The organism is Pseudoalteromonas sp. SR45-4 (assembly GCF_014163535.1).
GTDB lineage: Bacteria > Pseudomonadota > Gammaproteobacteria > Enterobacterales > Alteromonadaceae > Pseudoalteromonas > Pseudoalteromonas nigrifaciens.
Genome location: NZ_JACJDO010000047.1, coordinates 1 through 24,768, shown reverse-complemented (window position 1 = coordinate 24,768; position 24,768 = coordinate 1). Strand labels below are relative to the sequence as shown.

Annotated in this window: 26 protein-coding genes and 1 pseudogene; 20 read left to right on the top strand and 7 right to left on the bottom strand. The window is 40.3% G+C overall.

Features of this window, described 5'->3' with window-relative positions:
• Positions 1-228 (top strand): annotated as a pseudogene (gene tuf, locus H5058_RS15970) (elongation factor Tu); the annotation flags it as partial.
• 380 nt (positions 229-608) lie between these two features.
• Here tuf and H5058_RS15965 read toward each other — a convergent pair.
• The 3 genes from H5058_RS15965 to hslR form a co-directional block, all read right to left on the bottom strand.
• The gene (locus H5058_RS15965) at positions 609-2,147 is read right to left on the bottom strand and encodes a phosphoenolpyruvate carboxykinase (protein WP_089367606.1); all 1,539 of its coding nucleotides are present in this window, start codon (positions 2,145-2,147) and stop codon (positions 609-611) included.
• Positions 2,148-2,408: 261 nt separating this feature from the next.
• On the bottom strand, positions 2,409-3,254 hold the full coding sequence (gene hslO / locus H5058_RS15960) for an Hsp33 family molecular chaperone HslO (protein WP_011326946.1): 846 nt from the start codon (positions 3,252-3,254) through the stop codon (positions 2,409-2,411).
• A gap of 12 nt (positions 3,255-3,266) precedes the next feature.
• Positions 3,267-3,689 carry a ribosome-associated heat shock protein Hsp15 gene (gene hslR / locus H5058_RS15955; protein WP_011326947.1) on the bottom strand — a complete coding sequence of 141 codons (423 nt, stop codon included), beginning with the start codon at positions 3,687-3,689 and terminating at the stop codon, positions 3,267-3,269.
• Between the two features lie 209 nt (positions 3,690-3,898).
• Between hslR and gspC the strand changes: the two genes are divergently transcribed.
• The 13 genes from gspC to H5058_RS15890 all read left to right on the top strand — a co-directional run bounded on the left by gspC (position 3,899) and on the right by H5058_RS15890 (position 15,932).
• Complete coding sequence (gspC, locus tag H5058_RS15950) at positions 3,899-4,840, top strand: type II secretion system protein GspC (RefSeq protein ID WP_182678985.1); 942 nt, start codon at positions 3,899-3,901, stop codon at positions 4,838-4,840.
• Positions 4,841-4,863: 23 nt separating this feature from the next.
• A complete protein-coding gene (gene gspD / locus H5058_RS15945) occupies positions 4,864-6,930 on the top strand; it encodes a type II secretion system secretin GspD (RefSeq protein WP_179808070.1) in 2,067 nt (688 codons plus the stop codon).
• Positions 6,923-8,488 carry a type II secretion system ATPase GspE gene (gene gspE, locus H5058_RS15940; protein ID WP_259398644.1) on the top strand — a complete coding sequence of 522 codons (1,566 nt, stop codon included), beginning with the start codon at positions 6,923-6,925 and terminating at the stop codon, positions 8,486-8,488. Before gspD ends, gspE begins: the two co-directional genes overlap by 8 nt.
• A gap of 2 nt (positions 8,489-8,490) precedes the next feature.
• Complete coding sequence (gene gspF / locus H5058_RS15935; protein WP_086996699.1) at positions 8,491-9,726, top strand: type II secretion system inner membrane protein GspF; 1,236 nt, start codon at positions 8,491-8,493, stop codon at positions 9,724-9,726.
• Between the two features lie 65 nt (positions 9,727-9,791).
• On the top strand, positions 9,792-10,214 hold the full coding sequence (gspG, locus tag H5058_RS15930; RefSeq protein ID WP_041454317.1) for a type II secretion system major pseudopilin GspG: 423 nt from the start codon (positions 9,792-9,794) through the stop codon (positions 10,212-10,214).
• A gap of 49 nt (positions 10,215-10,263) precedes the next feature.
• A complete protein-coding gene (gene gspH, locus H5058_RS15925) occupies positions 10,264-10,848 on the top strand; it encodes a type II secretion system minor pseudopilin GspH (protein WP_011326953.1) in 585 nt (194 codons plus the stop codon).
• The gene (gspI, locus tag H5058_RS15920; protein WP_086996694.1) at positions 10,848-11,225 is read left to right on the top strand and encodes a type II secretion system minor pseudopilin GspI; all 378 of its coding nucleotides are present in this window, start codon (positions 10,848-10,850) and stop codon (positions 11,223-11,225) included. The genes gspH and gspI overlap by 1 nt, the downstream gene beginning before the upstream one ends.
• The gene (gene gspJ, locus H5058_RS15915) at positions 11,226-11,900 is read left to right on the top strand and encodes a type II secretion system minor pseudopilin GspJ (RefSeq protein ID WP_011326955.1); all 675 of its coding nucleotides are present in this window, start codon (positions 11,226-11,228) and stop codon (positions 11,898-11,900) included. It begins immediately after the preceding gene.
• The gene (gene gspK / locus H5058_RS15910) at positions 11,900-12,886 is read left to right on the top strand and encodes a type II secretion system minor pseudopilin GspK (protein ID WP_011326956.1); all 987 of its coding nucleotides are present in this window, start codon (positions 11,900-11,902) and stop codon (positions 12,884-12,886) included. The genes gspJ and gspK overlap by 1 nt, the downstream gene beginning before the upstream one ends.
• Complete coding sequence (gene gspL, locus H5058_RS15905; RefSeq protein WP_182678983.1) at positions 12,883-14,091, top strand: type II secretion system protein GspL; 1,209 nt, start codon at positions 12,883-12,885, stop codon at positions 14,089-14,091. The genes gspK and gspL overlap by 4 nt, the downstream gene beginning before the upstream one ends.
• A complete protein-coding gene (gspM, locus tag H5058_RS15900; RefSeq protein WP_011326958.1) occupies positions 14,088-14,561 on the top strand; it encodes a type II secretion system protein GspM in 474 nt (157 codons plus the stop codon). The genes gspL and gspM overlap by 4 nt, the downstream gene beginning before the upstream one ends.
• 3 nt (positions 14,562-14,564) lie before the next feature.
• Positions 14,565-15,323, top strand: coding sequence for a type II secretion system protein N (locus tag H5058_RS15895; RefSeq protein WP_086996688.1), 759 nt, complete (start codon positions 14,565-14,567; stop codon positions 15,321-15,323).
• 21 nt (positions 15,324-15,344) lie between these two features.
• The gene (locus H5058_RS15890) at positions 15,345-15,932 is read left to right on the top strand and encodes a UPF0149 family protein (protein ID WP_011326960.1); all 588 of its coding nucleotides are present in this window, start codon (positions 15,345-15,347) and stop codon (positions 15,930-15,932) included.
• Positions 15,933-15,980: 48 nt separating this feature from the next.
• On the opposite strand, the gene H5058_RS15885 is transcribed toward H5058_RS15890, so the two are convergent.
• Both H5058_RS15885 and H5058_RS15880 read right to left on the bottom strand, forming a co-directional pair.
• Positions 15,981-16,187 (bottom strand): hypothetical protein, encoded by a 207-nt coding sequence (locus tag H5058_RS15885; RefSeq protein ID WP_089367614.1) that lies wholly within the window; start codon positions 16,185-16,187, stop codon positions 15,981-15,983.
• The gene (locus H5058_RS15880; RefSeq protein WP_089367615.1) at positions 16,187-16,546 is read right to left on the bottom strand and encodes a hypothetical protein; all 360 of its coding nucleotides are present in this window, start codon (positions 16,544-16,546) and stop codon (positions 16,187-16,189) included. The genes H5058_RS15885 and H5058_RS15880 overlap by 1 nt, the downstream gene beginning before the upstream one ends.
• Positions 16,547-16,826: 280 nt before the next feature.
• Here H5058_RS15880 and ccoG point away from each other — a divergent pair, with 280 nt between their 5' ends.
• From ccoG to H5058_RS15860, 4 genes are read left to right on the top strand one after another with little or no spacing between them, the layout of a single operon-like run.
• Entirely contained in the window at positions 16,827-18,257 is a 1,431-nt protein-coding gene (gene ccoG, locus H5058_RS15875; RefSeq protein WP_182678981.1) for a cytochrome c oxidase accessory protein CcoG, read from the top strand.
• Between the two features lie 51 nt (positions 18,258-18,308).
• Complete coding sequence (locus tag H5058_RS15870) at positions 18,309-19,283, top strand: serine/threonine protein kinase (protein ID WP_182678979.1); 975 nt, start codon at positions 18,309-18,311, stop codon at positions 19,281-19,283.
• A gap of 34 nt (positions 19,284-19,317) precedes the next feature.
• A complete protein-coding gene (locus H5058_RS15865) occupies positions 19,318-19,941 on the top strand; it encodes a thiol:disulfide interchange protein DsbA/DsbL (protein WP_089367618.1) in 624 nt (207 codons plus the stop codon).
• A 20-nt stretch (positions 19,942-19,961) separates the two neighbouring features.
• The gene (locus H5058_RS15860) at positions 19,962-20,600 is read left to right on the top strand and encodes a thiol:disulfide interchange protein DsbA/DsbL (RefSeq protein ID WP_011326966.1); all 639 of its coding nucleotides are present in this window, start codon (positions 19,962-19,964) and stop codon (positions 20,598-20,600) included.
• 63 nt (positions 20,601-20,663) lie between these two features.
• Here the strand turns inward: H5058_RS15860 and trmA are convergent, their stop codons facing one another.
• Entirely contained in the window at positions 20,664-21,767 is a 1,104-nt protein-coding gene (trmA, locus tag H5058_RS15855) for a tRNA (uridine(54)-C5)-methyltransferase TrmA (protein WP_182678977.1), read from the bottom strand.
• Positions 21,768-21,934: 167 nt separating this feature from the next.
• On the opposite strand from trmA, the gene H5058_RS15850 reads away from it, so the two are divergent.
• Positions 21,935-23,062 (top strand): DUF5610 domain-containing protein, encoded by a 1,128-nt coding sequence (locus H5058_RS15850; RefSeq protein ID WP_011326968.1) that lies wholly within the window; start codon positions 21,935-21,937, stop codon positions 23,060-23,062.
• Positions 23,063-23,139: 77 nt separating this feature from the next.
• Positions 23,140-23,937, top strand: coding sequence for a glutamate racemase (gene murI / locus H5058_RS15845; RefSeq protein ID WP_089367621.1), 798 nt, complete (start codon positions 23,140-23,142; stop codon positions 23,935-23,937).
• Here murI and H5058_RS15840 read toward each other — a convergent pair.
• The gene (locus tag H5058_RS15840; RefSeq protein ID WP_182678975.1) at positions 23,900-24,379 is read right to left on the bottom strand and encodes an RNA-binding protein; all 480 of its coding nucleotides are present in this window, start codon (positions 24,377-24,379) and stop codon (positions 23,900-23,902) included. The genes murI and H5058_RS15840 overlap by 38 nt on opposite strands.
• Positions 24,380-24,768: the final 389 nt, after the last annotated feature.

The following is a 24,768-nucleotide window of genomic DNA, read 5'->3' as shown; positions in this document are numbered from 1 at the left end:
CATACTCCATTCTTCAAAGGTTACCGTCCACAGTTCTACTTCCGTACAACTGACGTAACTGGTGACGTACAGTTACCAGAAGGCGTAGAAATGGTAATGCCTGGTGATAACGTTAAGATGACAGTTACTCTAATCGCGCCAATCGCGATGGACGAAGGTCTTCGTTTCGCTATCCGTGAAGGTGGTCGTACTGTAGGCGCTGGCGTTGTTGCAAACATCGTAGCGTAATAATTAGCCTAGCTAATTAGTACTAAAAAAACCGAGCTTACGCTCGGTTTTTTAATGCCTGATATAAAGTAAACCTTTTAGAACCTAGCTATAAAAAGAGTGCTTAGTGATTTTAAGAGGGGCTATTTAGGCAGGCTTACGATGGGGTAGCTAAGTGGTGTTTTGTCGCTGTGATTGATACTGTGTACTGTATTGGCATTGTAAGAAGTAAGGCTGGGCTGTAGTGCTAAATTAAAGTCCTGTTATTACCTTTGCTACATTAAGTCACTTAGGCTTGATTGGTTGGCTAATACTCTATTTTAACTTTGGTCATTTATATTTATGGCTGGGATCAAAAACGCCAGCGTTAAGCTGGCGTTTGTTATGCGAGGTTAAAGCTATTATGCTTTAGGTCCTGCATTTTTAATTTCGTCTGATACGTCATATTTAGTGAAGTTTTCAGTGAAATCGGCTGCAAGTTTAGCTGCATATTCAGCATACTTAGCTTTGTCTTCCCAGGTATTAATTGGGTTAAGTAAGTTGCTGTCTACACCTGGAACGGCTACAGGTACGTCTAGGTTTAAAACATCAATGTGTTGAGTTTCTACGCCAACTAGTTTACCCGATACAATAGCATCTACTACAGCACGTGTAGTTGGAATATCAAAACGCTTACCAGTACCGTAAGGGCCGCCAGTCCAACCTGTGTTAACTAGGTATACTTTAGCGCCAAACTCACGTACACGCTTCATTAGAAGCTCAGCATAAACACCTGCTGGACGTGGGAAGAATGGTGCGCCAAAACAAGTTGAGAATGTTGACTCAATATCGCTTGTAGAACCAATCTCAGTAGAGCCTACTTTTGCAGTGTAGCCACTTAAGAAGTGAAATGCTGCCGCTTCTTCAGTCAATATTGATACTGGAGGAAGTACACCACTTACGTCACACGTTAAAAATACCACTGCTTTTGGCTCGCCTGCGCGGTTTTCTACTTTACGTTTTTCAACGTGCTCAAGAGGGTACGCAGCACGGCTATTTTGTGTAAGGCTAGTATCGTTAAAATCAGGTACACGATTTTCATCAAGCACTACGTTTTCTAAAATAGTACCAAAGCGGATCGCATCCCAAATAACAGGTTCATTTTTTTGTGATAGGTCGATACATTTAGCGTAACAGCCGCCTTCAATGTTAAACACACTACCAGGTGCCCAGCCGTGTTCGTCATCGCCAATTAAAAAGCGAGTTGGATCTGCTGAAAGTGTTGTTTTACCTGTACCAGATAAGCCAAAGAATAAAGCGGTATCGCCTGCTTCACCTACGTTTGCAGAGCAGTGCATTGGTAATACACCTTTCGCTGGAAGTAGGAAGTTCTGTACAGAGAACATTGATTTTTTCATTTCACCGGCATAACGCATGCCAGCAAGTAACACTTTGCGTTGTGCAAAGTTAATGAGTACCGTACCGTCACTGTTTGTGCCATCGCGCTCAGGCTCACATACAAATGAAGGAACGTTCATTACTTGCCACTGAGGTACGTCAGATGAGTTGTAAGATTTAGGTTGAATAAACATATTTTTAGCAAAAATATGATGCCATGCAGTTTCTGTAGTAACAACAACAGGTAGATAGTGCTCTGGATCAGCACCTACTTCAAGGTGAGAGATGAAGTGATCATTACTTTGTACATACGCTTCTACGCGTGCCCATAAAGCATCAAACTTATCTGCGTCGAATGGGCGATTTACGTTGCCCCATTGGATTTCGTTTTCAGTACTAGATTCTTGAACAATAAAGCGATCTTTTGGAGAACGACCGGTGCGATGACCAGTATTTGCTACAAAAGCACCATTGGCTGCTAAAGTACCCTCGCCACGACGGATCGCGTGTTCGACAAGTTCAGCTGCAGTTAGATCGACAAAACGAGTAGCGCTTGAAGTCATGTTTATACCTAAATTGTGTGAGATTGAACGGGATAGCCTGGGTCTTGTTAACCTTTAAGCTGCGATTATAGTAACAGATGAGCTAAGGATATTCGAGCTTATGAAGGTGTTAAAAACACATATATTGGGTAAAAAACATGAATAATTTCAATGACACCGGTATCATAAAAACGGCTATTTTTATGATACCGGTGTCATTTTAAAATTATAAAAAAAGCCGCATAGCATGTGACTTTTTTATAATTTAGATTTAATGCGTGATTAGTTAAAAATGTTTTTCACATCTTGCTCATCAAAAAGATAATCTTTTAGACAGTAATGGCAGCTAATTTTGATTTCGCCATGCTCAGCAACATCATCAAGTAGCGCTTGTTGGCCAATATTAACTAATGCAGTCATGGTTTTTTCGCGGGTACAACCACACTTAAATTGAATGCTTTGTGGCTCAAACACACGCGGGTTATCTTCGTGGTACAGACGAGTTAGGACGGTGTTAGCATCAAGCTCTAATAGTTCTTCATCTTTAATGGTATGGCTAAGAGCTTCTAAGTGGGCAAAGTCTTCAATAGATTTTTGTTTATCAACGGGTAAAACTTGTAAAAATAAACCACAAGCTTTGGCATTTCCCTCGGTTGTATCGGTTGCAAACCAAAGACGCGTTTTTAATTGCTCTGATTGCTCAAAGTAAGCCTCTATACATTCACTTAAGGTTTCATGCTCTAAAGGCACTATACCTTGATAGCGCTCCCCTTTAGTTGGCGTAATAGTAATAACCATATAGCCTTGGCCTATCAACTCTTTTACTGTGCTACCTGTTACTTCACTTTGTAAGCGAGCTATACCACGCATGTTTTGTTTATCGTCGCCATTAATTACCGCGTATTTAACCGGCCCATCACCTTGTAGTTGAACCGCTATTTCGCCTTCAAATTTTAAGGTGGCTGTTAATAAACAGGTCGCAACAAGCAGTTCACCCAATAATGCTTTAACTGCATCAGGGTAATTATGATTGGCGATCATTTCGTTGTAGGCATTCTCAATTTGTACGAGTTCGCCACGAACATCGAGATTGTCGAATAAATAACGGTGGAGTAAATCTTGTTGCATGAGCGACTATACCTAACTTAATTTCAATTTTAAAAGTTCGCGTCTTTGCTTCTTATCCGGTTTTTTATCCGGATGAGGTGCAAAAAGGCTGTTATTTTTGCGCGCGATAGAATTTTCTTCGCGTTTAGCAATACTAGCATCAGATTCTTGATACAAGGTCTGTGCAATGGGGGCGCTTTGGCGTTTTTCAAGTATTTTGAGCACAGTTACTATTTTTTCATCTACCCCTTGGGCTAATTTTATAGTTGCGCCTATTTCTACTATTTTACCTGCTTTGGTACGCTGGCCATTATAATGCACTTTTCCGCCTTGTACCATTTCGCGAGCCGCAGCACGTGTTTTATAAAATCGTGCCGCCCATAACCATTTGTCTAATCTAATTTTTAGCTCATCTTTATGTTCTAAATTAGGGTTAGCATTACTTTTTTTAGCCATAAAGCACCTTTAATAAGTGTTTGCCTAGATTTTAAAATTTACCATAAAAGCTATTTGCGATGAAGGATTACTACAACAGTTGTTTTTATGCAGCGGCTAAATTAAAATCAATCTGTTTACAAAGTTTAATATTAGCATGCTTGTTGAATGAAAAATGAAAAGGTACTATGCATAGCGATTAGGTAAAAACTAAAATAAGAATACTATTTATGGAACAGCAAGTTCAACAATTTAAACATTTTATAAGCCGTTTACCGCATGCCAAATTGAGTGCGGTTGTTACATTATTAGTTGTTGTTTATATTGCTTTTTTATCGTCTAAACTCGTTTGGCTTATGTGGCCAAATCCTATTGTGTCACCACTCACGCCAATCTACTACGGACAACATTCAACTGCAGCAAGTAACAATTATTCTCAACATATAATTGAGCAATTTATATTTGGTAAAGTAATTGTTAAAAGCAAGAGCGATGATCACGCTGCAAAAGTTGTAAATGATGCCCCTGAAACGCGCTTAAGTATTAATCTTACTGGTATTGTTGCAGTAAGTAACGACGATAAAGCGGGGCTCGCTATTATAGAGTCACAAGGCAAGCAAGAAACCTACCTAGTAGATGAAGCAGTGCAAGGGACGCGAGCTAAACTAGCGCAGATATTACCCGACCGCGTTATTTTAACGGTAAACGGACGATTTGAAACATTAATGTTGGATGGTCTCGACTTTACAAAAACAGTATCTATGCCGGTTTTAGCTGCACGTGATGAAGCTGAAATGGGCCCACAATTAGGGCCTGCCCCAAGTGAGCAACAAATAGATGTAACTGCCGATCCAAACATTAAGCAGGCTTTAATCGAAACCCGTGAAGAGTTGCTCGAAGAGCCCGGTAAGTTATTTGACTATATTCGCGTGTCACAAGCGATGAGCGATGGGGAACTTATTGGTTATCGCTTGAGTCCAGGTAAAGAGCCTGAGCTATTTAAGCAGATGGGATTACAAAATAACGATTTAGCTGTTGCAATTAATGGCTATCAACTAACAGATTTAAAACAGGCCATGGCAGCCATTAATGAGCTGCGTAACAGTACAGATGCCACTATCACTATTGAACGTGATAACCAGCAAATAGACGTACAATTTAGTCTGCAATAACTTAGCATTGGAGTTTTAATATAATGGTTCAGGCGCTACACCTCACAAAAATTAAAAAAGGGTTAGCTAAGTACGCAGCACTTTTTCTAGCAGCAAGCATTTCGTTTTCTGTTGCTGCTGTTGAATACGCTGCTAACTTTAAAGGCACTGATATTAATGAGTTTATTAATATTGTTGGTAAAAATCTTAATAAAACAATAATTATTGACCCTAACGTACGTGGCAAAGTAAATGTGCGTAGTTATGAGTTAATGGGCGAAGCGCTTTATTATCAATTCTTTTTAAATGTATTAGAAGTTTATGGCTATTCAGCCATTGAAATGGACAATAATATAATAAAAATTGAAAAAAGCTCGGATGCTAAAAAGTCAAACGTACCGCTAATTACTGATGGCAGTGAAGCCAGTGGCGATATGATGATTACCCGAGTTGTACGGGTTAAAAACGTAAGTGTGCAAGAGCTAGGTCCTTTGGTTCGTCAATTTAGCGACCAAAAAGATGGAGGCCATGTTGCCAACTTTAATGCCGCAAACGTAATGATGCTTACCGGGCATGCTGCATCGGTAAACCGCTTAGTTGAAATAATACGCTCGGTTGATCAAGCGGGCGATAAGCGTGTTGATATTGTAAAGCTTAAATTTGCTACCGCAGATGATGTGGTATCTGTAGTTGATAATATTTATAAAGACAGCGGAAAAGGCAGTATTCCAGAGTTTTTAATACCTAAAGTGGTTGCCGATGGCCGTACTAACAGCGTTATTGTTAGTGGCGAAGGCCAAGCACGCACCCGTGCTATTGAGCTTATTAAGCGCTTAGACGGTGAGCTTGAAAGCCAAGGGAACACTAAAGTATTTTATCTAAATTACGCAAAAGCAGAAGATTTAGTTAAAGTATTGCAAGGTGTTAGTAAGTCGCTAACAGATGACACTCAAGGCGGCAGCGCAACCAAAACACGTACTCGCAGTAACAACGACACCAGCATAGAAGCCCACCCCGATTCAAACTCATTAATTATTACAGCACAACCCGATACTATGCGCTCGCTTGAGTCAGTTATAGAGCGTTTAGATATTCGCCGTGCGCAAGTATTGGTTGAAGCAATTATAATTGAGGTAATGGAAGGCGACGGGATTAACTTTGGTTTGCAGTGGATTTCTGAGCAAGGCGGTATGCTGCAGTTTAATAATGGCACAACTGTACCGGTTGGTGCGTTAGCTGTAGCGGCTGAGCAAGCACGTGATACTACCGTCTCTAAAAATATAATTGGCACCGAAACCGGCACTGTTACTCAGGTTGATGAAACCACTCAGGGTAACTACGGCCCATTAGCATCATTACTCGGTGGCATTAATGGTTTAGCCATGGGGGTGATAAAAAATGACTGGGGCGCAATTGTTCAAGCCGTTTCGACCGATAGTAATTCAAATATTTTGGCGACTCCCTCTATTACTACTATGGATAATGAAGAAGCGTCTATTTTAGTGGGTCAAGAAGTGCCCATAATTACTGGCTCGCAAACGGGTAGCAATAACGCCAACCCATTTCAAACCGTTGAACGCCAAGAAGTGGGTATAAAGCTTAAAGTAACCCCGCAAATTAACGACGGCTCTGCTGTGCAGTTAACCATTGAACAAGAAGTGTCGAGTGTAAGTGGTGCTACTGCTGTTGATATTTCAGTTAATAAGCGTTCAATTAAAACCACGGTAATGGCCGATGATGGTGGTATGGTGGTGCTTGGCGGCTTAATAGATGAAGACGTACAAGAAAGTGTGTCTAAGGTGCCACTACTAGGCGACATTCCTATTTTAGGTCACTTATTTAAATCAACTAATACCACACGACGTAAGCGTAACCTGATTGTATTTATTCGCCCGACTATTATTCGCGACGGAATTAGCATGAATAAGTTGAGCTTTAATAAATATAACTTTATTCGTGGCGAGCAATTTAAGCAGCGCGAAGATGGTATAGAGTTAATGCCAAGAACCGACACGCCTATTTTACCCGAGTGGAATGATGAGCTAATACTGCCACCTACGTATGAAGAGCATTTACGCAAACAAAATGCACAAGAGCGTAAAGATGACTAAGGCGATTGCAGAGATAAACCAAGATGTGGTTCATCCTAATGTGCATCATCCGGACGAGCTATTAACCAGTGACGACTTAGTTGAGCTGCCCGCTAAACGTTTGCCTTTTTCATACGCACGGCGAGCCGGAGTGTTGCTGAGTAAAAATAAAGAGCAGCGCATAGTGTATTACCGTGGCGAACTTGATATTGACGTACTGTTAGAAGTACGCCGTATTGCAGGACATGGTTTTACGCTTGAGCAGCTTGCTGATGACAAGTTTGAGCTACTGCTAGAGGCTTCGTATCAGCGAGATAGTTCTGAAACGCAACAAATGATGGAAGACATTGGCAACGAAGTTGACTTGTTTTCATTAGTAGACGAACTGCCACAAACCGAAGATTTACTGGCAGGCGATGATGATGCGCCAATTATTAAGCTTATAAATGCGATGCTCAGTGAAGCAATTAAAGAGGGTGCGTCTGATATTCATATTGAAACCTTTGAGCAAGAACTGGTTATTCGCTTTAGGGTTGATGGTGTATTAAAAGAGGTACTTAAACCTAATCGTAAATTAGCATCCTTGCTGGTATCGCGAATTAAGGTAATGGCTAAGCTCGATATTGCCGAAAAACGTATACCACAAGATGGCCGTATTAGTTTGCGTATTGCAGGGCGTGCAGTTGATGTACGGGTATCAACCATGCCATCGAGTTTTGGTGAGCGTGTTGTGCTGCGTTTACTGGATAAAAATAACGCGCACTTAAATCTTGAAGATTTAGGTATGACCGCACAAAACCGTGAATTGTTTGCAAATTTAATTAGTAAACCTCATGGCATTATTTTAGTAACCGGGCCTACAGGCTCTGGTAAAAGTACCACCTTGTACGCAGGTATGAGTCAAATAAACTCTCGCGATCGTAATATTTTAACGGTTGAAGACCCCATTGAATACGAAATACCGGGCATTGGCCAAACGCAAGTAAATACTAAAGTAGGTATGACCTTTGCGCGTGGCTTACGGGCTATTTTACGTCAAGATCCCGATGTAGTGATGGTTGGTGAAATACGCGACCTAGAAACCGCTCAAATTGGTGTGCAAGCATCATTAACCGGTCACTTGGTAATGTCTACGTTGCATACAAATACTGCTTCTGGCGCTATTACTCGTATGGAAGATATGGGAGTGGAGCCATTTTTACTGTCATCGTCGTTACTCGGTGTGTTATCGCAGCGACTAGTACGCACACTGTGTAAAAGCTGTAAAAAAGAACATGTAGCCGATGAGCGCGAGTGCCAGTTATTAGGCGTACCGTTTGAAAGCAAACCAACTATACACCGTGCAGTAGGGTGTGAGGCATGTAACTTTAATGGTTATAAAGGCCGTACTGGTATTCATGAGTTATTAGTGGTGGACGAAACCATTCGTGAAATGATCCACAATGGTAAGGGCGAGCAAAGCGTTGAAAAATACATTCGCAAGCTCAGTCCAAGTATTCGTCAAGATGGCTGTAGCCGTGTACTTGCAGGTAAAACAACACTTGAAGAAGTATTGCGTGTTACCCGTGAGGAAGGCTAATAATGGCAGCATTTGAATACCGTGCCTTAGATGGCCGAGGCAAAGAAAAAAAAGGCATTTTAGAAGCGGATACAGCAAAACAAATTCGCCAAATATTACGCGATCAAAAATTAACGCCGCTCGAAGTTGTACCCGCGGCGCAAAGTGATAAACAGGTTAAAGGCCAAAAAACGTCATTACTTGGCGGTTTGTTTAAACCTACTATATCAACCTCAGATTTGGCGCTTATAACTCGCCAGTTAGCAACACTCATTCAATCGGCTCTGCCAGTTGAGGGTGCGGTAATGGCTGTGGCTGAGCAATGTGAAAAACCACGTTTAAAACGCATGCTGATGTCGGTTCGCTCAAAAGTAGTGGAAGGGTATACCCTTGCCGACGGTATGAGTGAGTTTCCGCATGTGTTTGACGATTTATACCGCGCTATGGTTGCCGCAGGCGAAAAGTCAGGGCATTTAGACCAAGTACTAAACCGGCTTGCCGATTACACCGAACAGCGCCAATATATGCGCAGTCAAATAACGCAAGCTATGGTGTACCCCATTATTTTAGTGGTGTTTGCTATTGCAATTGTGTCGGTTTTATTAGGTACTGTAGTACCTAAAATACTAAAAACCTTTGAGAAAACCAAGCAAGTACTCCCTTGGACCACTGAGTGGGTAATGGCGGGAAGTCATTTTGTACAAAATTATTGGTTTATTAGTTTAATTGTAATAACGGGCCTAGCGATAGGGATTAAGCATGCTTTAAAACAGCCTAAAATTCGTTTTTGGTGGGATGATAAAATATTGCATATGCCCGGTATTGGTAAAGTAGCTAGAGGTATTAATACCGCCCGCTTTGCCCGAACTTTAAGTATTTTATCATCAAGCTCGGTACCGCTACTTGAAGGTATGCGTATTGCGGGTGGAGTGCTGATCAACGAAAAAATTAAAAAAGCAGTTGCCGATGCAGCGGATAGAGTAAGCGAAGGGGCAAGTTTAAGAGCGGCTTTACAGCAAACTAAATTGTTTCCGCCAATGATGCTACATATGATAGCCAGCGGTGAAAAATCTGGCGAGCTGGAGCAAATGTTAGAACGCGCTGCTAATAACCAAGATCGCGAATTTGAAAGTATGGTTAATGTATCGCTAAAACTATTAGAACCCGCAATGATCGCTTTAATGGCGGTTATTGTATTATTTATAGTAATGGCAATTTTACAGCCAATTATGGCAATGAATAAAGCTGTAGGGCTTTAACTTAAAAGTAAATTAATGGTTTAATAAACCATTGTTTAGTGTTTTTAGAATAATGAGGTAATTACGTGAATAAACAATCAGGTTTTTCTTTGCTAGAAGTGATGGTCGTACTGGTTATAATTGGCATGATCATGTCAATTGTGGCACCTAATATTATGGGTCAACAAGAAGAGGCCGCTATCGATAAAGCACACTTAGATATTCAGCAGCTTGAAGATGCAATGAGCCTTTATAAGCTTAAAAATAAAAGCTACCCAAGTACCGAGCAAGGCCTAGAAGCATTGGTTAATAAAACCAGCATAGAGCCAATACCAAAACGTTTTCCAGATGGTGGCTTTATTAGTAAATTACCAGAGGATCCGTGGGGCAATACTTATCAGTTAATTAGTCCAGGAGAAATTGGTAAATTTGATATTTTTTCTTTAGGTCCAGATGGCCAAGCCGGCACCGATGACGACATTGGTAACTGGGACGAAGAAAAACAGTAATGGCCATCAATCGCGCAGTGTATTTATATACTAATACCCAGGGCTTACTATGCAAGTAAGCTCTGAGAGATTGCGTGCAAAAAGCCGCGGCTTTAGTTTAATCGAAATTTTAGTGGTATTAGTGATCATCGCTTTTGCCACAAAAATGGTGGTATATAGCTTAGAAGGCGGCGCTGAGGATGAGTTAGATACTCAAGCGCTTAGGCTGCATACCACCATTAATATGGCATCAGAATTTGCTATTTTAAACCAAGTTGAATTGGGTTTTCATATAGACAACAACGTATTTGAGTTTTTAGTTTTTGATGGTGAAAAGTGGGTAAGCTTTGTCAGAGAAGCATTATTTGAGCCGGTTGAATTTGATCCACGCTTTAAACTAGCGCTTAACCTAGACGACTTAGCTTGGGCGCAAGATAACTTACTCGAGCAAGCAAATTGGCGTGAGCTAATGAGCGGCGACGAAGACAGCTTATTGGAGCTTAAAAAGTTTAAAATTCCGCAAGTGCTAATACTATCTTCGGGCGAAGTAAGTGCATTTCAATTAACACTCGAATTAAAAGAGCAAAGCGAGCCGGTTTACTTTATTGAAGGCGAGTTTACTGCGCCAGTGAATTTACGCCGAGAGCCCGAATAATGCGCCAGTATAATAAAGGTTTTACTTTACTTGAAGTGCTAGTGGCATTGAGTATTTGTGCTATGGCAGGTATTGCAGCAATGCAAGCAACCAGTGAGCACATTCATCATCTATCTAGCATAGAAGAGCAAACTTACGCCTCATGGGTTGCCGAAAACATTATGGTAGAGCAGCGTACCAAAGGCGAACAATGGGAAGGGAAAGACGGCGTGCGCGGTAGTGAAGTTATGGCGGGTGTTGAATGGTTTTGGCGCCAAGATATAGGTAAAACCGCAGATAAAGACTTTGTAAAATTAACCATTAATATATTTAGTGATGAAAAATACGAACACTCAATATATGAGCTGGCAACTTATTTAAATAAAGGCAAAAAATAAGTGAAGCAACGCGGATTTACCTTACTTGAAGTGATGGTAGCCTTGGGGATTTTAGGCTTTGTTATTATGGCCACGCACCAAATACTAGATACCACTACCCGCGCCAAAGAGGCTTCGGATGATAAAATAGCCGAGCTAAATGGTTTGCAAACCACCTTTAGGTTAATGGATCAAGATTTTAGTCAAATGACCAAACGTGCTGTACGCAATGAAGCAGGCGATGTGCAAGAGCAGTATTTGCTAGCCGGACGCTATGTTTTAGATAGCCAATATGATGGCATTGGCTTTGTGCGCGACGGCTGGATAAATCCAATTAATTTATTACCACGCTCAGAATTACAAGCTGTGGGTTATCGCGTAATAAACGACAACTTGGAGCGAGTGTACCGGGTATATGTTGATCAGCTTGACAACATGGAGCCGCGTGTACAGGTTGTTTTAAAAAACATTGAAGAGCTAAAGTTTGAATTTTTAGACGATAAAAACGAATGGCAAGCTAAGTGGCAAATTAAAGCACTTCCTAAAGCGGTTGCTGTTACGCTGCAACAAATAGAGGCAGAGCCAATTAGGCGAGTATTTTTAGTGCCAGGACAAGGTAAAGAAATTCTACCATCGAGCCCATCAACTGATGATGCACTGGCCGATGAAGGTAACCCGCAAGAAGGTGGGCAGTAATGGGGCTGCGTTCTTCTCGTGGAGCCGCACTTGTTATTGTGCTGTTTATTGTTGCATTAGCGGCCATTTTAGCCGTAGAAATGAGTGCTAACTTAATGGTGCAAGTGCAAAAAAGTACTAACTTACAGGGTCATCAACAAGCTAAGTGGTATGCCTATGGTGCAGAAGAGCTTGCCATAAAAGCGCTGATTAAAAGCAAAAGAGACGATCCTGACAAAACCACGTTAGATCAAATATGGGCGCAGCAAGGCGATATACCTTACCCAGTTGATAACGGCACACTAAGCGGAAAAATAACGGATTTACAAGCATGTTTAAACTTAAATGCTATAGCCGTAGAACCAGATTTAAATAGTGCTAGCAAAACCAATCCAGCGCACAAGGCCTTGTTCGCATTACTTGAAAATATTGAAGATTTACCGGCACAAGAGTCAGAGGAAACCATGGCTGACAGTGTGTTTGATTGGCTAGACGAAAACAGCATTACATACCGTTCAGGAGCAGAAGAAGGGGAATACTTGTCGCGTCAATTTCCGTACATGACCGCCAATAGCTTATTTGCATCAACCTCCGAGCTGCGTTTGGTTAAAGGTTTTAACCCATTAGTAATGGAAAAAGTGCTGCCTTATGTTTGTGTAATACCTGGTAGCACTTTATTGTCTATTAATGTGAATACCTTAGCAGCAGAGCAAGCACTCATTTTAAGTACCCTTATAGATGAGCTAAGTGTATCGGGTGCTGAAGCTGTGATTGCTGCTCGCCCAGATGCAGGCTTTGAAAGTAAAGCTGCCTTTTTTGAACAAGTTCAGCAGCAAGGCGGGCAAAACGTCAAAGCGGTAGAAAAATTGTTTAGTATTAATAGCGAATATTTTAAATTACAAACGCAGGCAAACTTTGTTGATCTGCGTTTTTCGATGACCACATTACTGCACGCCAAAGACGGCGACGTAACGATACTGGCGCGAAAATTTGGAGGCGTACAGTGACAGAAATACTGTTGATCCGCACGGGTCAAACCGAACAAGAGTTACTTAATTGGTTAATATACTCACCACAAGAACAACAAATAATAGCCAGTGGTGAGCTAGTTAATGCCAGTTATTTAAACGAACTGAGCGAAAAATCGCTAGGGCGCGAAGTCGTTGTATTATTGCCTTGTGACCAAGTGCAATTAAAAACGGTAATGCTACCGACTAAATGGAATCGTAAGTTAGAGCAAGCTTTGCCTTATATGCTCGAAGAAGATATAGCGTGCGATATAGATGAGCTATTTATTGCTGTAGGTGAGCCAGTGATGATTGGCGAGCAGCATGCTGTTCGTGTTGCTATGACCGACCGCGAATGGTTTGAGGCGTGGCTAGCGCTATTTGCAGAGCATAATTTATCGGTATATAAAATATTACCCGATGCTTTGTTATTACCCCCAGCAGATGAGGACACAGTAACGGCAATAGCACTTAATAATCAGTGGTTATTTAAACAAGGCCCATGGCGTATAAGTGCAGTAGAGACGAGCTGGTTAAATGGTTACTTAACAGCAATGGGTAATCCAGATGTAAAGCATTTTAGTCCGGCGACTCAGTTTCCTGAAACGGTAAACTTACAGGCTCAAACCAGTGATTACGACTTACCGCTGGCCTTATTTGCTAAGCAACTAGAGCATACTAAGTTTAATCTTCGCCAAGGTATGTATCAGCTTAAAAAGAAAAGCACCTTATGGTGGGGGTACTGGAAAAGTGCTGCCATTATTACCAGCGTTGCCTTAGTAGCGAGTATTACGATTAAAGCTATAGAGTTGCATCAGCTAAATACCCAGTTAGAACTTGCTAAAGCACAGGTAATTGAGCGCTACCAAAAGGCATTTCCGGGAACTAAGGTTCGCCCACACCTTATTAAAAACCAAATTAAAGGTGCACTGACAAAAATACAAGATACCAGCGACGCTGGATTTTTAGAGTTAACCACAGAATTAGTGGGGGTGTTTTCACAGGTAAGTAATTTTACCCCTGAAACACTGCGTTATGACAAAAAACGTAATGAATTACGTATGAGAGCACGCGCAAAAGACTTTCAAACCTTTGGTAAAGTTAAAGCCATACTTGAACAGCAAGGGTTAACGGTTGATCAAGGTTCGTTAAGTAACGATGGTGACTTTGTGGTTGGCGAAATTAAACTGCGAGGTGCAGTATGAAGCAGCAGTTAATTAAACATTGGCGCTCACTAAAAGAGCAAGAGCAGCAGTTAATAATCGTTGCGAGTGGTATTTTTATTGTGTTTATTTTAGTGATGGGCATTTTTAGACCCTTAAATAATGCAATAGCAAGTGCTGAGCAATCGCAATTAAAACAGCAAGAGCTACTAGTGTGGGTTGACGAAAGTATTGTAAAGCTCAAGGCCGCTGGTAATACACAAGTGGTTAATAGTCAAAACATTAGCCAAATAGTTAACGCCACCCGCGGACGCTATAAAATAAATATTAGTAAAATGCAGCCAAGTAATAACTCGCTACGTTTAACGCTCGACTCAGTAGAGTTTAATCAATTAATACTGTGGCTTGATGAACTGGTCAATCAACATGGTCTACGGGTCGAAAATTTAGATTTGAGCCGTGACGATAAGTCGGGCTATGTACGTGTTAGCCGTTTGCTATTAGAGAAGTAATGAATGAAAAAAATAATAACCTTATCCATTGTATTTTTACTTAGTTTTATTGTGTTTTGTATTATTAAGTTACCTGCAGCGGTGGCCATTGACCTAGCAAAACCTTATTTTCCTAAGCAACTTGAAGTAGGGCAAAGTGTTGGCACTATTTGGCAAGGGCAAATGATGCAAGTGCGCTACCAAGGTGAGCAATTAAATAATGTGCGTTGGGATGTTGCCGGGTGGGCATTATTTACCGGTAAGTTAAATGCCAATGTAAAATTTGGTGACCCACGTGAGCGCAGTGATATATCGGGTTATGCAGATGTGAGCTTTGGTTTATTTAATAAGCAAGTGAAAGTAACCAATGGATTAGTGCGCTCAACAGTTGAAAGAGCGATGCAACGCATACAACTTCCGTTACCTGTAACCGCTAAAGGTCGTGTGATCTTGGAATTGGCAGAGTATACATCGGGCGCACCTTATTGTGAGTCACTGCAAGGCGAGATAGCGAGCCCTAATATTGACGTACAAGGTTTGAACGGTTGGTTTAATATAGGCCCGCTTGGTGGTAACCTAAGCTGTAAATCGGGCGACATAGCCATACTTATCGACCCAGATAACACCTTAGGGCTTGAAGCTGATGCAACCCTAAAAGCTAATTTTGACTTTAAAGTATCAGGCTATGTAAAGCCCGATGCCACGTTGCCAAAAGATGTACATGATGCGGTTAAGTTTTTAGGTCGTCCAGATAATCAAGGCCGTTACCCGCTCAACTTTTAATGTTTAATATAAAGAGTTTTAATGCAATTACCCCAATTTACTGAGCAGCACGCTAAGCAGCTCAGCACATTTTTAGACACCCAGTCTCAAGCGATGACGCTAACGCAAAGCCAAGGTTATTTATTTGGCGTAATTTGCTCTCCTGAGCCTCTAGACGTACATGAGTGGATGGCAGCAATTTTGCCTAATACAGCTAATAATGTAGATGAAGAAATGCTATTTTTATTTATGGCGTTATACCATCAAATTAGTGAGCAAGTATTTGAAGTAGGCTATAAATTACCAGCACAATATAATTACGAATTTTGCAGTAATTGGAGCGCAGGTTTTGTAACGGCAACAACGTCATATACTCAAAAGTTATTAAGTTCAACCGCGTTAGAGGCAGAATATAAACAAGCCCTCGAAAGTGCTCAAGCCACATTAAGCTTTTTTGCACTTGATGGGCAAACCATTAGCCAAATAGCGTTACAAAACAGTATTGATGAGCAGTTACTTTGCCAGCAGCAATATGAGCTAATGGGCGACTTTGCGCTAGGCTTTGCAGAGCTAGTGGAAATAGTCGCACTTAATAGTGGCTTGTATACAGATGAAGGATGGGAAGAGTAGTTTAGGCGCAGTAATGAGTTGAGCTTAAAATATAGCCGTGAAATAAATTTAAGCGCCTAGCTCTAATATAATATCAGTGCAGCCTTGCTTGCACTTAATCAGCCCTTTGCCCGGCTCGCTGGTGGCTAAGTCGAGTGTTAAAACCCCATTACATTGTTCGCACTTTAGCGTTTTACCTTGCGTGAGTTTTTTAAGCATATTACGTTGCTGGTGAAATGAGTCGCTGGCCTTTTTATTTAATCCAGAAAAGTCCATTATTTACCTCGCATGTGTTCTAGTGAGCCGGATACTATTTTACATACAGTGTTTAAGCGCTCATCATAAAAATATAGGTTTAAGTCGCGCTCACGGCAGTAGCGTAAGTGAAATAATCTTATTGAGTCATCGGTAGTAAATGTTTTTTCGGTGTACTCACGCTCAGATTCAGACAGTGTTAACTGCGCACTAATTTCGTTTTTAGCCATACTGGCAGTAGGGCTGCGATTCACTTTGCTCGCATCACTTAAAAAGTCAATACCATCGTTAAATAACCGCTCACGAGGTTCTTTCACCAAAGGGTGATCGACTGTGAAAAAGGCGAGGACTACTATTACCAAAATAATAAATTTTTTCATAGTTGGGTAAACTTTGATCCAAATAACATAAAATGATGCTGCAGTGTAATAAAATGCATTTGAAAAGCAAGTAACTAAAGTGAATAAATTATTAGCGATCTATGCCAGTAATTTTAGCCAATATTGTTATAATAGCTAACAGCAGTTAGATATTTCTGAAATATCTGAAAGTATTCAAGTCTTGTTATAAATATTATACGTAATAAGTACGTTATTACACTATAAGGTAAACCTTGAATATAGCTGAATTTTTATTTCCAAGCGGTGTTGAGGAACTTCGATGGACAAACAAATTAAAGTAAAAAATATACCAGTTGAAGTAAAGATTCAAAAGCCGGATCTTAGCGGGCAACAGGATCGGTTTAATCCACGTAATCGTATTTACGTGCGTGCTGTTAATGGCTTGCACCAACTTCTTAGGCAGCGAATTGGCTTTTTAGGTCTGTTGGCATTTATGCTGCTACCTTGGATAAATTTTAATGGTGAGCAAGCCGTTTTATTTGATTTAATAGGTCAAAAATACAACATTTTTGGTTTAACCCTGTGGCCGCAAGACTTTACCATACTCGCCTTTATTTTTATGTTGGCCGCGTTTGCTTTGTTTTTGGTCACTACATTTTATGGACGAGTGTGGTGTGGTTATACCTGCCCACAAACGGTGTGGACTTTTACCTTTATTTGGTTTGAAGAAAAGTTTGAAGGTACGGCAAACCAACGTAAAAAGCTCGACCAACGAGCAATGGACTTTGATAAGTTTTGGCGCAAAACCGCTAAGCACACCAGTTGGATTTTGTTTTCTTTATATACAGCAATTACATTTGTTGGTTACTTTACCCCTATTCGTGAGCTACTCCCTGACTTTGTTACCTTTAATGCCGGTAGCTATGCCTTAATGAGTATTATCTTTTTTGCTGCTTGTACATACGGTAATGCTGGGTGGATGCGCGAAATTATGTGTTTACATATTTGCCCATACTCACGTTTTCAGTCAGCCATGTTTGATAAAGATACCTATACAGTATCGTATGATGAAAAACGCGGTGAAAGCCGTGGCCCACGCTCGCGCAAAGTGGCACACCAAGATTTAGAAATAGGCGACTGTATTGACTGTAATTTATGCGTGCAAGTATGCCCAACCGGTATAGACATACGTAATGGCTTACAAGCAGAGTGTATTAACTGTGGCGCTTGTATTGATGCATGTGATGGGGTGATGGATAAAATGAATTATCCACGCGGACTTATTTCTTATACCACTGAGCGAAACTTAGAAACGCCAGAGAATAAAACCAACCCACTGCGGGCAAAAATTATTGGTTATATAGTGATCCTGGTTATTTTAACCAGTGCCTTGGTTGCCAATATTGCGCTGCGTAAAACGATGGAATTTGATATTATTCGCGATCGTAATCAGTTATATAGGGTTAATTTTGAAGGGTTGGTAGAAAACACCTACACCTTAAAAGTGATCAACAAAGCGCAGCATGAGCAAACCTTTACAATTAAAGTGCAAGGGCTCGATAACTTTAAGTACATAGGTAAACAAACGTTTAGGGTTAACGCAGGGCAATCGCACAATGTGCCTTTATCACTGGTTATGGATCCGTATGACTTAAAAGCGCCAATGACAGAATTTAACTTTGTGCTATCGCCGGTAGGCGAGCCCGACAATCAAATATCACAGTCGAGTAACTTTTTTAAAGCGCGGTAAAGTTTAACAAAAAGCGGGGTGTTCCCCGCTTTTATTTTATATAAGAAGTGTATGAGTAAATTTAGCTTTATTGATTTAACACCAGATCTAATTCTTGATGCCATAGAAAGTGTTGGTATTTATGTTGAGTCTGGTTTATTGGCATTAAATAGTTACGAAAATAGAGTGTATCAATTTGTAGCAGAAGGCGGAAAACGCTACGTTGTTAAGTTTTATCGTCCAGAGCGTTGGAGCGAGGAGCAAATACAAGAAGAGCATTACTTTGCCTTTGAGTTAGCAGAGGCCGAAGTACCGGTTGTTGCGCCAATGGAATATAACGGGCAAAGCTTATTTGAACACCAAGGCTATTTATTTACTTTATTTCCAAGTGTTGGCGGGCGTTTATTTGAAGTCGATAACTTAGATCAACTTGATGTACTAGGGCGCTTAATTGGCAGAATGCACCAAGTTGCTAAAACAAAACCATTTACACAAAGGCCCACCCTAACCTGCGAAGAGTACTTACATACAGCAAAAGTTCATCTGCAAAAAAGTAACTTAGTACCTATGGGATTAGAAACTGCTTTTTATACCATTTTAGATTTGGTTATTAAGCAGGCTCAAACACAGTATACCAATGTAAAAACGATACGTTTGCATGGGGATTGCCATGCTGGCAATATATTATGGGCAGGCGATGCGTTAATGTTTGTTGATTTAGATGATAGTCGCCAGGGGCCACCCATTCAGGATCTATGGATGATGCTAAGTGGCGATCGACAAACGCAGCTGTTACAGTTAGATACCTTAGTAACCGCCTATGAAGAATTTTGTGATTTTGATCACTCACAGCTTAAGTTGATCGAACCACTTCGGGCTATGCGTATCATCCATTACATGGGGTGGGTTGCAAAACGATGGAGCGATCCGGCTTTTGTGCGGAACTTTTCATGGTTTGCCGATGACAAATACTGGGAGCAACAAATTTTAGCACTTAAAGAGCAGCTTGCCGCATTGCAAGAAGCACCGTTAAAATTATTGCCATAACATTTTATTCAAAAATATGTACAACGAGAGACTAATGCTTAAAAAATTAAAACTGAGCCTACTACTTCTTTGTCTACCTTTTGCAGCACTTGCAGCAAACTTTGAAGTAGGTAATCAATATACAGTTATCGATATCGAAAAAAGTACTACACCACAAGTTACCGAATACTTTTCGTTTTATTGCCCGCATTGTTTCAAGTTTGAACCGGTTGCACACGCAATTGAAGAAAACCTACCTACAGGTGCGGTGTTTATAAAAAATCACGTTAACTTTTTAGGCGGCGTATCACCACAAGCACAAAGTAACTTGAGCCTAGCTTATTTAGTTGCTAAAAAGCACGGACAAGCAGATACGATTACAGACAAGATTTTTAAAAGTATTCATGTTCAGCGCGCACCACTGACTGAAATTAAAGATCTAAAAAAATTATTAGATATAAATGGCATTAGTAGCGATACATTTGATCAAGATATTGCCAGTATGCCAATTATTGCAGCTGAACAAGCAATGCAAGATAAACAAAATAAATACTCAAAATTAGGTGCGTTAACAGGCGTTCCTACTTTTATTGTAAACGACAAATATAAAATCAATCTAAATACCATCAAGAGCCAAGAAGAGCTTGATGAGTTAGTTTCATTTTTACTCGCACTATAAAATATTGGAGCCATATAATAATGATAAAATTAGTTAAAGCAGGTTTGCTTGCTGTATTACTACCTTTTGCTGCAACAAGTTTTGCAGCAACCTTTGAGGAAGGTGTGCATTATGAGGTTGTGTCTGAGCGCGCAACTAAAAAACCAGAAGTGAAAGAGTTTTTCTCATTTTACTGTCCTGCATGTAATAACATGGAGCCACTGGTAGCCGAAATTAAACCAATGCTTGATAAAGGCGTAAAGTTTAAAAAGAGCCACGTTGATTTTGTTGGTGTACGCGATACCGAGCATCAACAAATGATTAGCCAAGCGTTAGCAACGGCTGAAGTGTTACCACAAAAAGATAAAATTATTGCGGCTATCTTTAGCCACATTCATACCAAGCGCGCAAATTTTAATGAGCTAGCCGACGTAAAAGATGTGTTTGTAGCCCAAGGCGTTGATGGCGATAAGTTCGATAAGTTATTTAAAAGCTTTTCGGTACGTACATTAAGCTCAAAAATGAAGCGCGACCAAGACTACTTTAAAGAGAAAGGTGCATTGCGTGGCGTGCCTACTTTTATCGTAAATGGTAAGTACAAACTACTTCTAGGCCGCGAATCGGGTATTAGCGAACCAGCAGATATCACTAAATTAATTAACTACTTGGCAAGCAAGTAAAGTTAATCCCATAAAAAAAGCTCCTAAGGAGCTTTTTTTATGGGTAATTTTTAGCTGGTAATTTTAAATATTCTTTTTTTGTAAAAATACACCCGACTCAATATGGTGCGTATAAGGGAATTGATCAAAAATCGCAAAGCGTTTAACTTCATGGGTGCGGGTTAAGTGATCAAGGTCGCGCTCTAGTGTCTCTGGGTTACACGAAATATAAATAATACTTTCGTAATTTGCTACTAAGTCACACGTTAGAGTATCCATACCGGCACGTGGCGGATCAACTAAAATGGTTTGACAATTGTAGCTGTTTAAATCTATACCTTCTAAGCGAGAAAAACTACGCTCGCCATTCATGGCTTGAGTAAACTCTTCGCTCGACATGCGAATAATATCTAAATTGGCAACTTTGTTTTGCGCTATATTGTACTGCGCTGAGTGTACCGACGACTTTGATATTTCGGTTGCCAGCACTTTATTAAACGAACCCGCTAACGCAATAGAAAAGTTACCGTTGCCACAATAAAGTTCAAGTAAATCATTTTTAAGTGGCTTACATAAGTCTTGCGCCCACTCTAGCATTTTAATATTTACTTTGGCATTTGGCTGGGTAAAGCTGTTTTCTACCTGCTGATATATTAGTTCTTGGCCATTCACGTTTAAGCGTTCGGTAACGTAGTCATCACCAAGCATTTCTTTTTGTTTGCGGGCACGGCCAATAAAGTCAATTTTATACTTATTGCTTAACTTTTCTTTAAGCGCGTTAATTTCACTCAGCCAATGCTCATCAAGTGGCTTGTGATATAACAGACTCACTAAAATCTCACCGCTTAGCGTAGATAAGTAATCAATCTGAAATAGTTTACGACGCAAAATTTCACACGACTTTAAATTATCAATCATTACTTGCATCACTTCACCTACCAAAGGAGCGGCAGGGTCAAAGCTATCAACGCGAATTTTGTCTTTAGTTTGTTGATCAAACATTATATGAAACAGATCGTCACCATCGTGCCATACTCTAAACTCAGCGCGTTGGCGGTAGTTAATCGGCTCTGAGCTAAATACCTCAAGTTTATCCACACCAAAACGTTGAAATTGGGCAGCAATACGCTGTTCTTTTTCGCTTAACTGCGCATCGTACTGTGAGGTGTCTATTTTAATAACTGCCATTAACGCTATAACCTTATCTTTGAGAGCTGTTTATCGGCGCTATTGTAGGGAGCGAGATGTATTTGTCTAGTTTTGATGAAATATATATTGGTTTTTTTTTGAGCATCTAGCTACAGAAATAACTTACAGTGCCGATAAGTAAGGCAAGCATAGATAGGAGTCGGATCATGAAAATCGGTAACTTTGGCTTTGTTCCAAACCACAATATTAATAAATACGGTAATAAAGGGGCTTTACAGCAACCTACAATACAGTCGCCTCAAGATAACTATCAGCAGCGCGGTAAAGAACTTGCTGCCAAAGTGCTCGGTGACAAAATGGCTCAAGCTCTTGGCTTACCGATAAGCGAGCCGAAAAAAGATAAACCGCTTTTTGATTTTGATGAAATCGTTAAAAACGTTTTAGACTTCGTTACCAGTGCAGTACGTAAAGCAAAAGCCAATGGTGCCGACGATGAAAAACTCAAAGGTATGTTAGGTGATGCTCGAAAAGGTGTGCAAATAGGGATTGATGACGCGGTTGATGAATTAAAAGGCAATGGCGTGTTTAACGACGATATCGCACAGGGTATTAATAAATCTAAAGAAGGCATATTTAATGGCCTGGACAAATTTGAAGACGATTTATTTAATCCTAAACCCGCCAGTGTCTCTGTTAGCCAAGCTCAGTATGCAAGTTTAAGTAACAAAGCAGAATATAAATTTACTACCGCCGAAGGAGACGAAGTGAGTATTAGTTTTGCTGATGCTTATGAGTCACAATCAGCCAGTCGTTATCAGCAAAATGGGAATAGTGAATCTTTTGTAAGTGAGTCGTCGCAGTCTCGTGAGTTGTCATTTTCTATGTCGGTTAATGGCGATTTAAATGAGAATGAACAAAAGGCGATTAATGAGCTAATGGCTGACTTACAAAGTGTAAGTAGCACCTTTTTCAGTGGTGACTTAGATAAAGCATTTGAAGAGGCGCAAGCACTAAGCTTAGGCAACGAACAGCTGGTGGCTTTTTCAATGGATTTACGACAAACCAAAACAGTCGCTACAGTTAAAGGTTACGAAGAGTACAAGCCAGTTCCTGAAAAAGCAGTAGCTGATAAATTAGCGCCGTTTAACGACGACTTAAAAGCTGTGTTTAATAAAGCCACAGAGCTGGGCATACAAAACCAGTTATCGGGTATTGTGCAGTGGTTAAATCAAGATCAAGCAGAAATAGATAAATTGGTAGATTACACCAAAGCTATGTTCGAAAACCTTAATCAATTAAATGCAGCAACGGACGAGCTAGCCAATCAACAATAGTTGTACCACTAAACTACTTTCTTTTATAAAAATCACATGGCAAACTGCCGTTCTTAACTTAGAATAAGGACAGTAGTTTGTCAGCGCACATAATGGTTTTTGATTCAGGTATTGGTGGTACTACGGTACTTGAACATATTCAGCAAAGTATTCCAGATGCGCAATACAGCTATTTTATGGATAATGCACTATTGCCATACGGCGCTCAGTCACAGCAAACGATTATTAATCGCTTATGCGCACTCATTCACTTTATTAACCAGCAAGCGCTTAATGTAGATTTAATTGTCATTGCATGTAACACCGCCTCTACTTCTGCGCTTGGGGCAGTGCGCCAAATTACTACTATTCCTATAGTGGGGGTGGTACCGGCGATAAAACCTGCTGCGCAACTTACACAATCTAAACATATCGGCCTACTGGCAACTCCAGCAACTATATCAAGTCCCTATACGCGCACACTCATACAAGAACATACCAACAATATAGCAGTTAGCTTATATAGTAGCGTTGAACTAGTTACTTTAGCCGAGCGTCTGTTTTTCGAACAAAGTTTAGATACAACTAAACTGCACCAAGAACTCGATCGTTTAAACATAGATCAGTCTATAGATGTATTAGTATTAGGCTGTACGCATTTTCCTATTTTGGCAGAGCCGATTAGTCAGTACTTTAATAGGAAAGTGCAGCTACTTGATTCAGGTGCAGCGATTGCTAAGCGAGTTCATTACTTAATTAGCCAGCTTAATTTAACGAATAACAATATTGCAGATACAAAAAAGCCGCTGCAATATTATTCAACGGCTAGTGTGAGTAGTAAGTTAGCTGTAAAGCTAGTTACACTGATTGATCCGGCTCAGAACGAAGAGCGTTAGAATCATCTTCTTGTTTTTGTTTTGCTTCACGTACCTTTAAGGTACGTTGTTGGAACTCGCTATCGTTTAACTGCGCTATTGCATTGTTGGCATCAGCTTGCGCCATTTCAACAAAACCAAAGCCACGACGCTTACCTGTATTTTTGTCCTTTAATAAGCGAACGTTGAACACTTTGCCTTGCTCTTCAAATAAAGCACGTACCACACCTTCGTTTGCACGATAAGGAAGGTTACCAACATAAAGCGTTTTGGTTTTTACTTCGGCTTCTACTACACCGTCAGACGACATCGCAGCTATAACAATACCACCAATGAGCAAACCAACAGCAAATACTAGTGCAGGGTCTAACTCTAGGCTTTCAAGTGCGAACTTAACTATAACAAAACCAACAACAGCAAGAATAACTGAGAGGATAAAAGATTTTTGATCGGGTAATTTCATTTTGATCTACCAATAAACAGGAAATAAACATTAATTTAACATTGTGAACTTGCTATCTTAACGCCTTAATTCAACATAGCAATAAAATTTATAGTAAATAATATAAAACAGGGTGAAAAAGCATCGTTTTATACATGTTTTTATCATGTTTCACTTGCTATCGATTACATTTTGTTCGAACAGTAAAAAGATCTAAAAAAAGTCTTGATCTGTTTTCGGATCTCCCTATAATGCGACCCCACTGAGAAGGGAAACGCCGAAGCATAGCGAGACGCGAACTACTCAGAGAGTTAAATAAAACTTCGGTTTTAAATTGTCGAAAGAAAGTTTAAAACAAAGTATTGACTCGAAAAATAAAGGATGTATTATACGCATCCCTTGAGACGCTA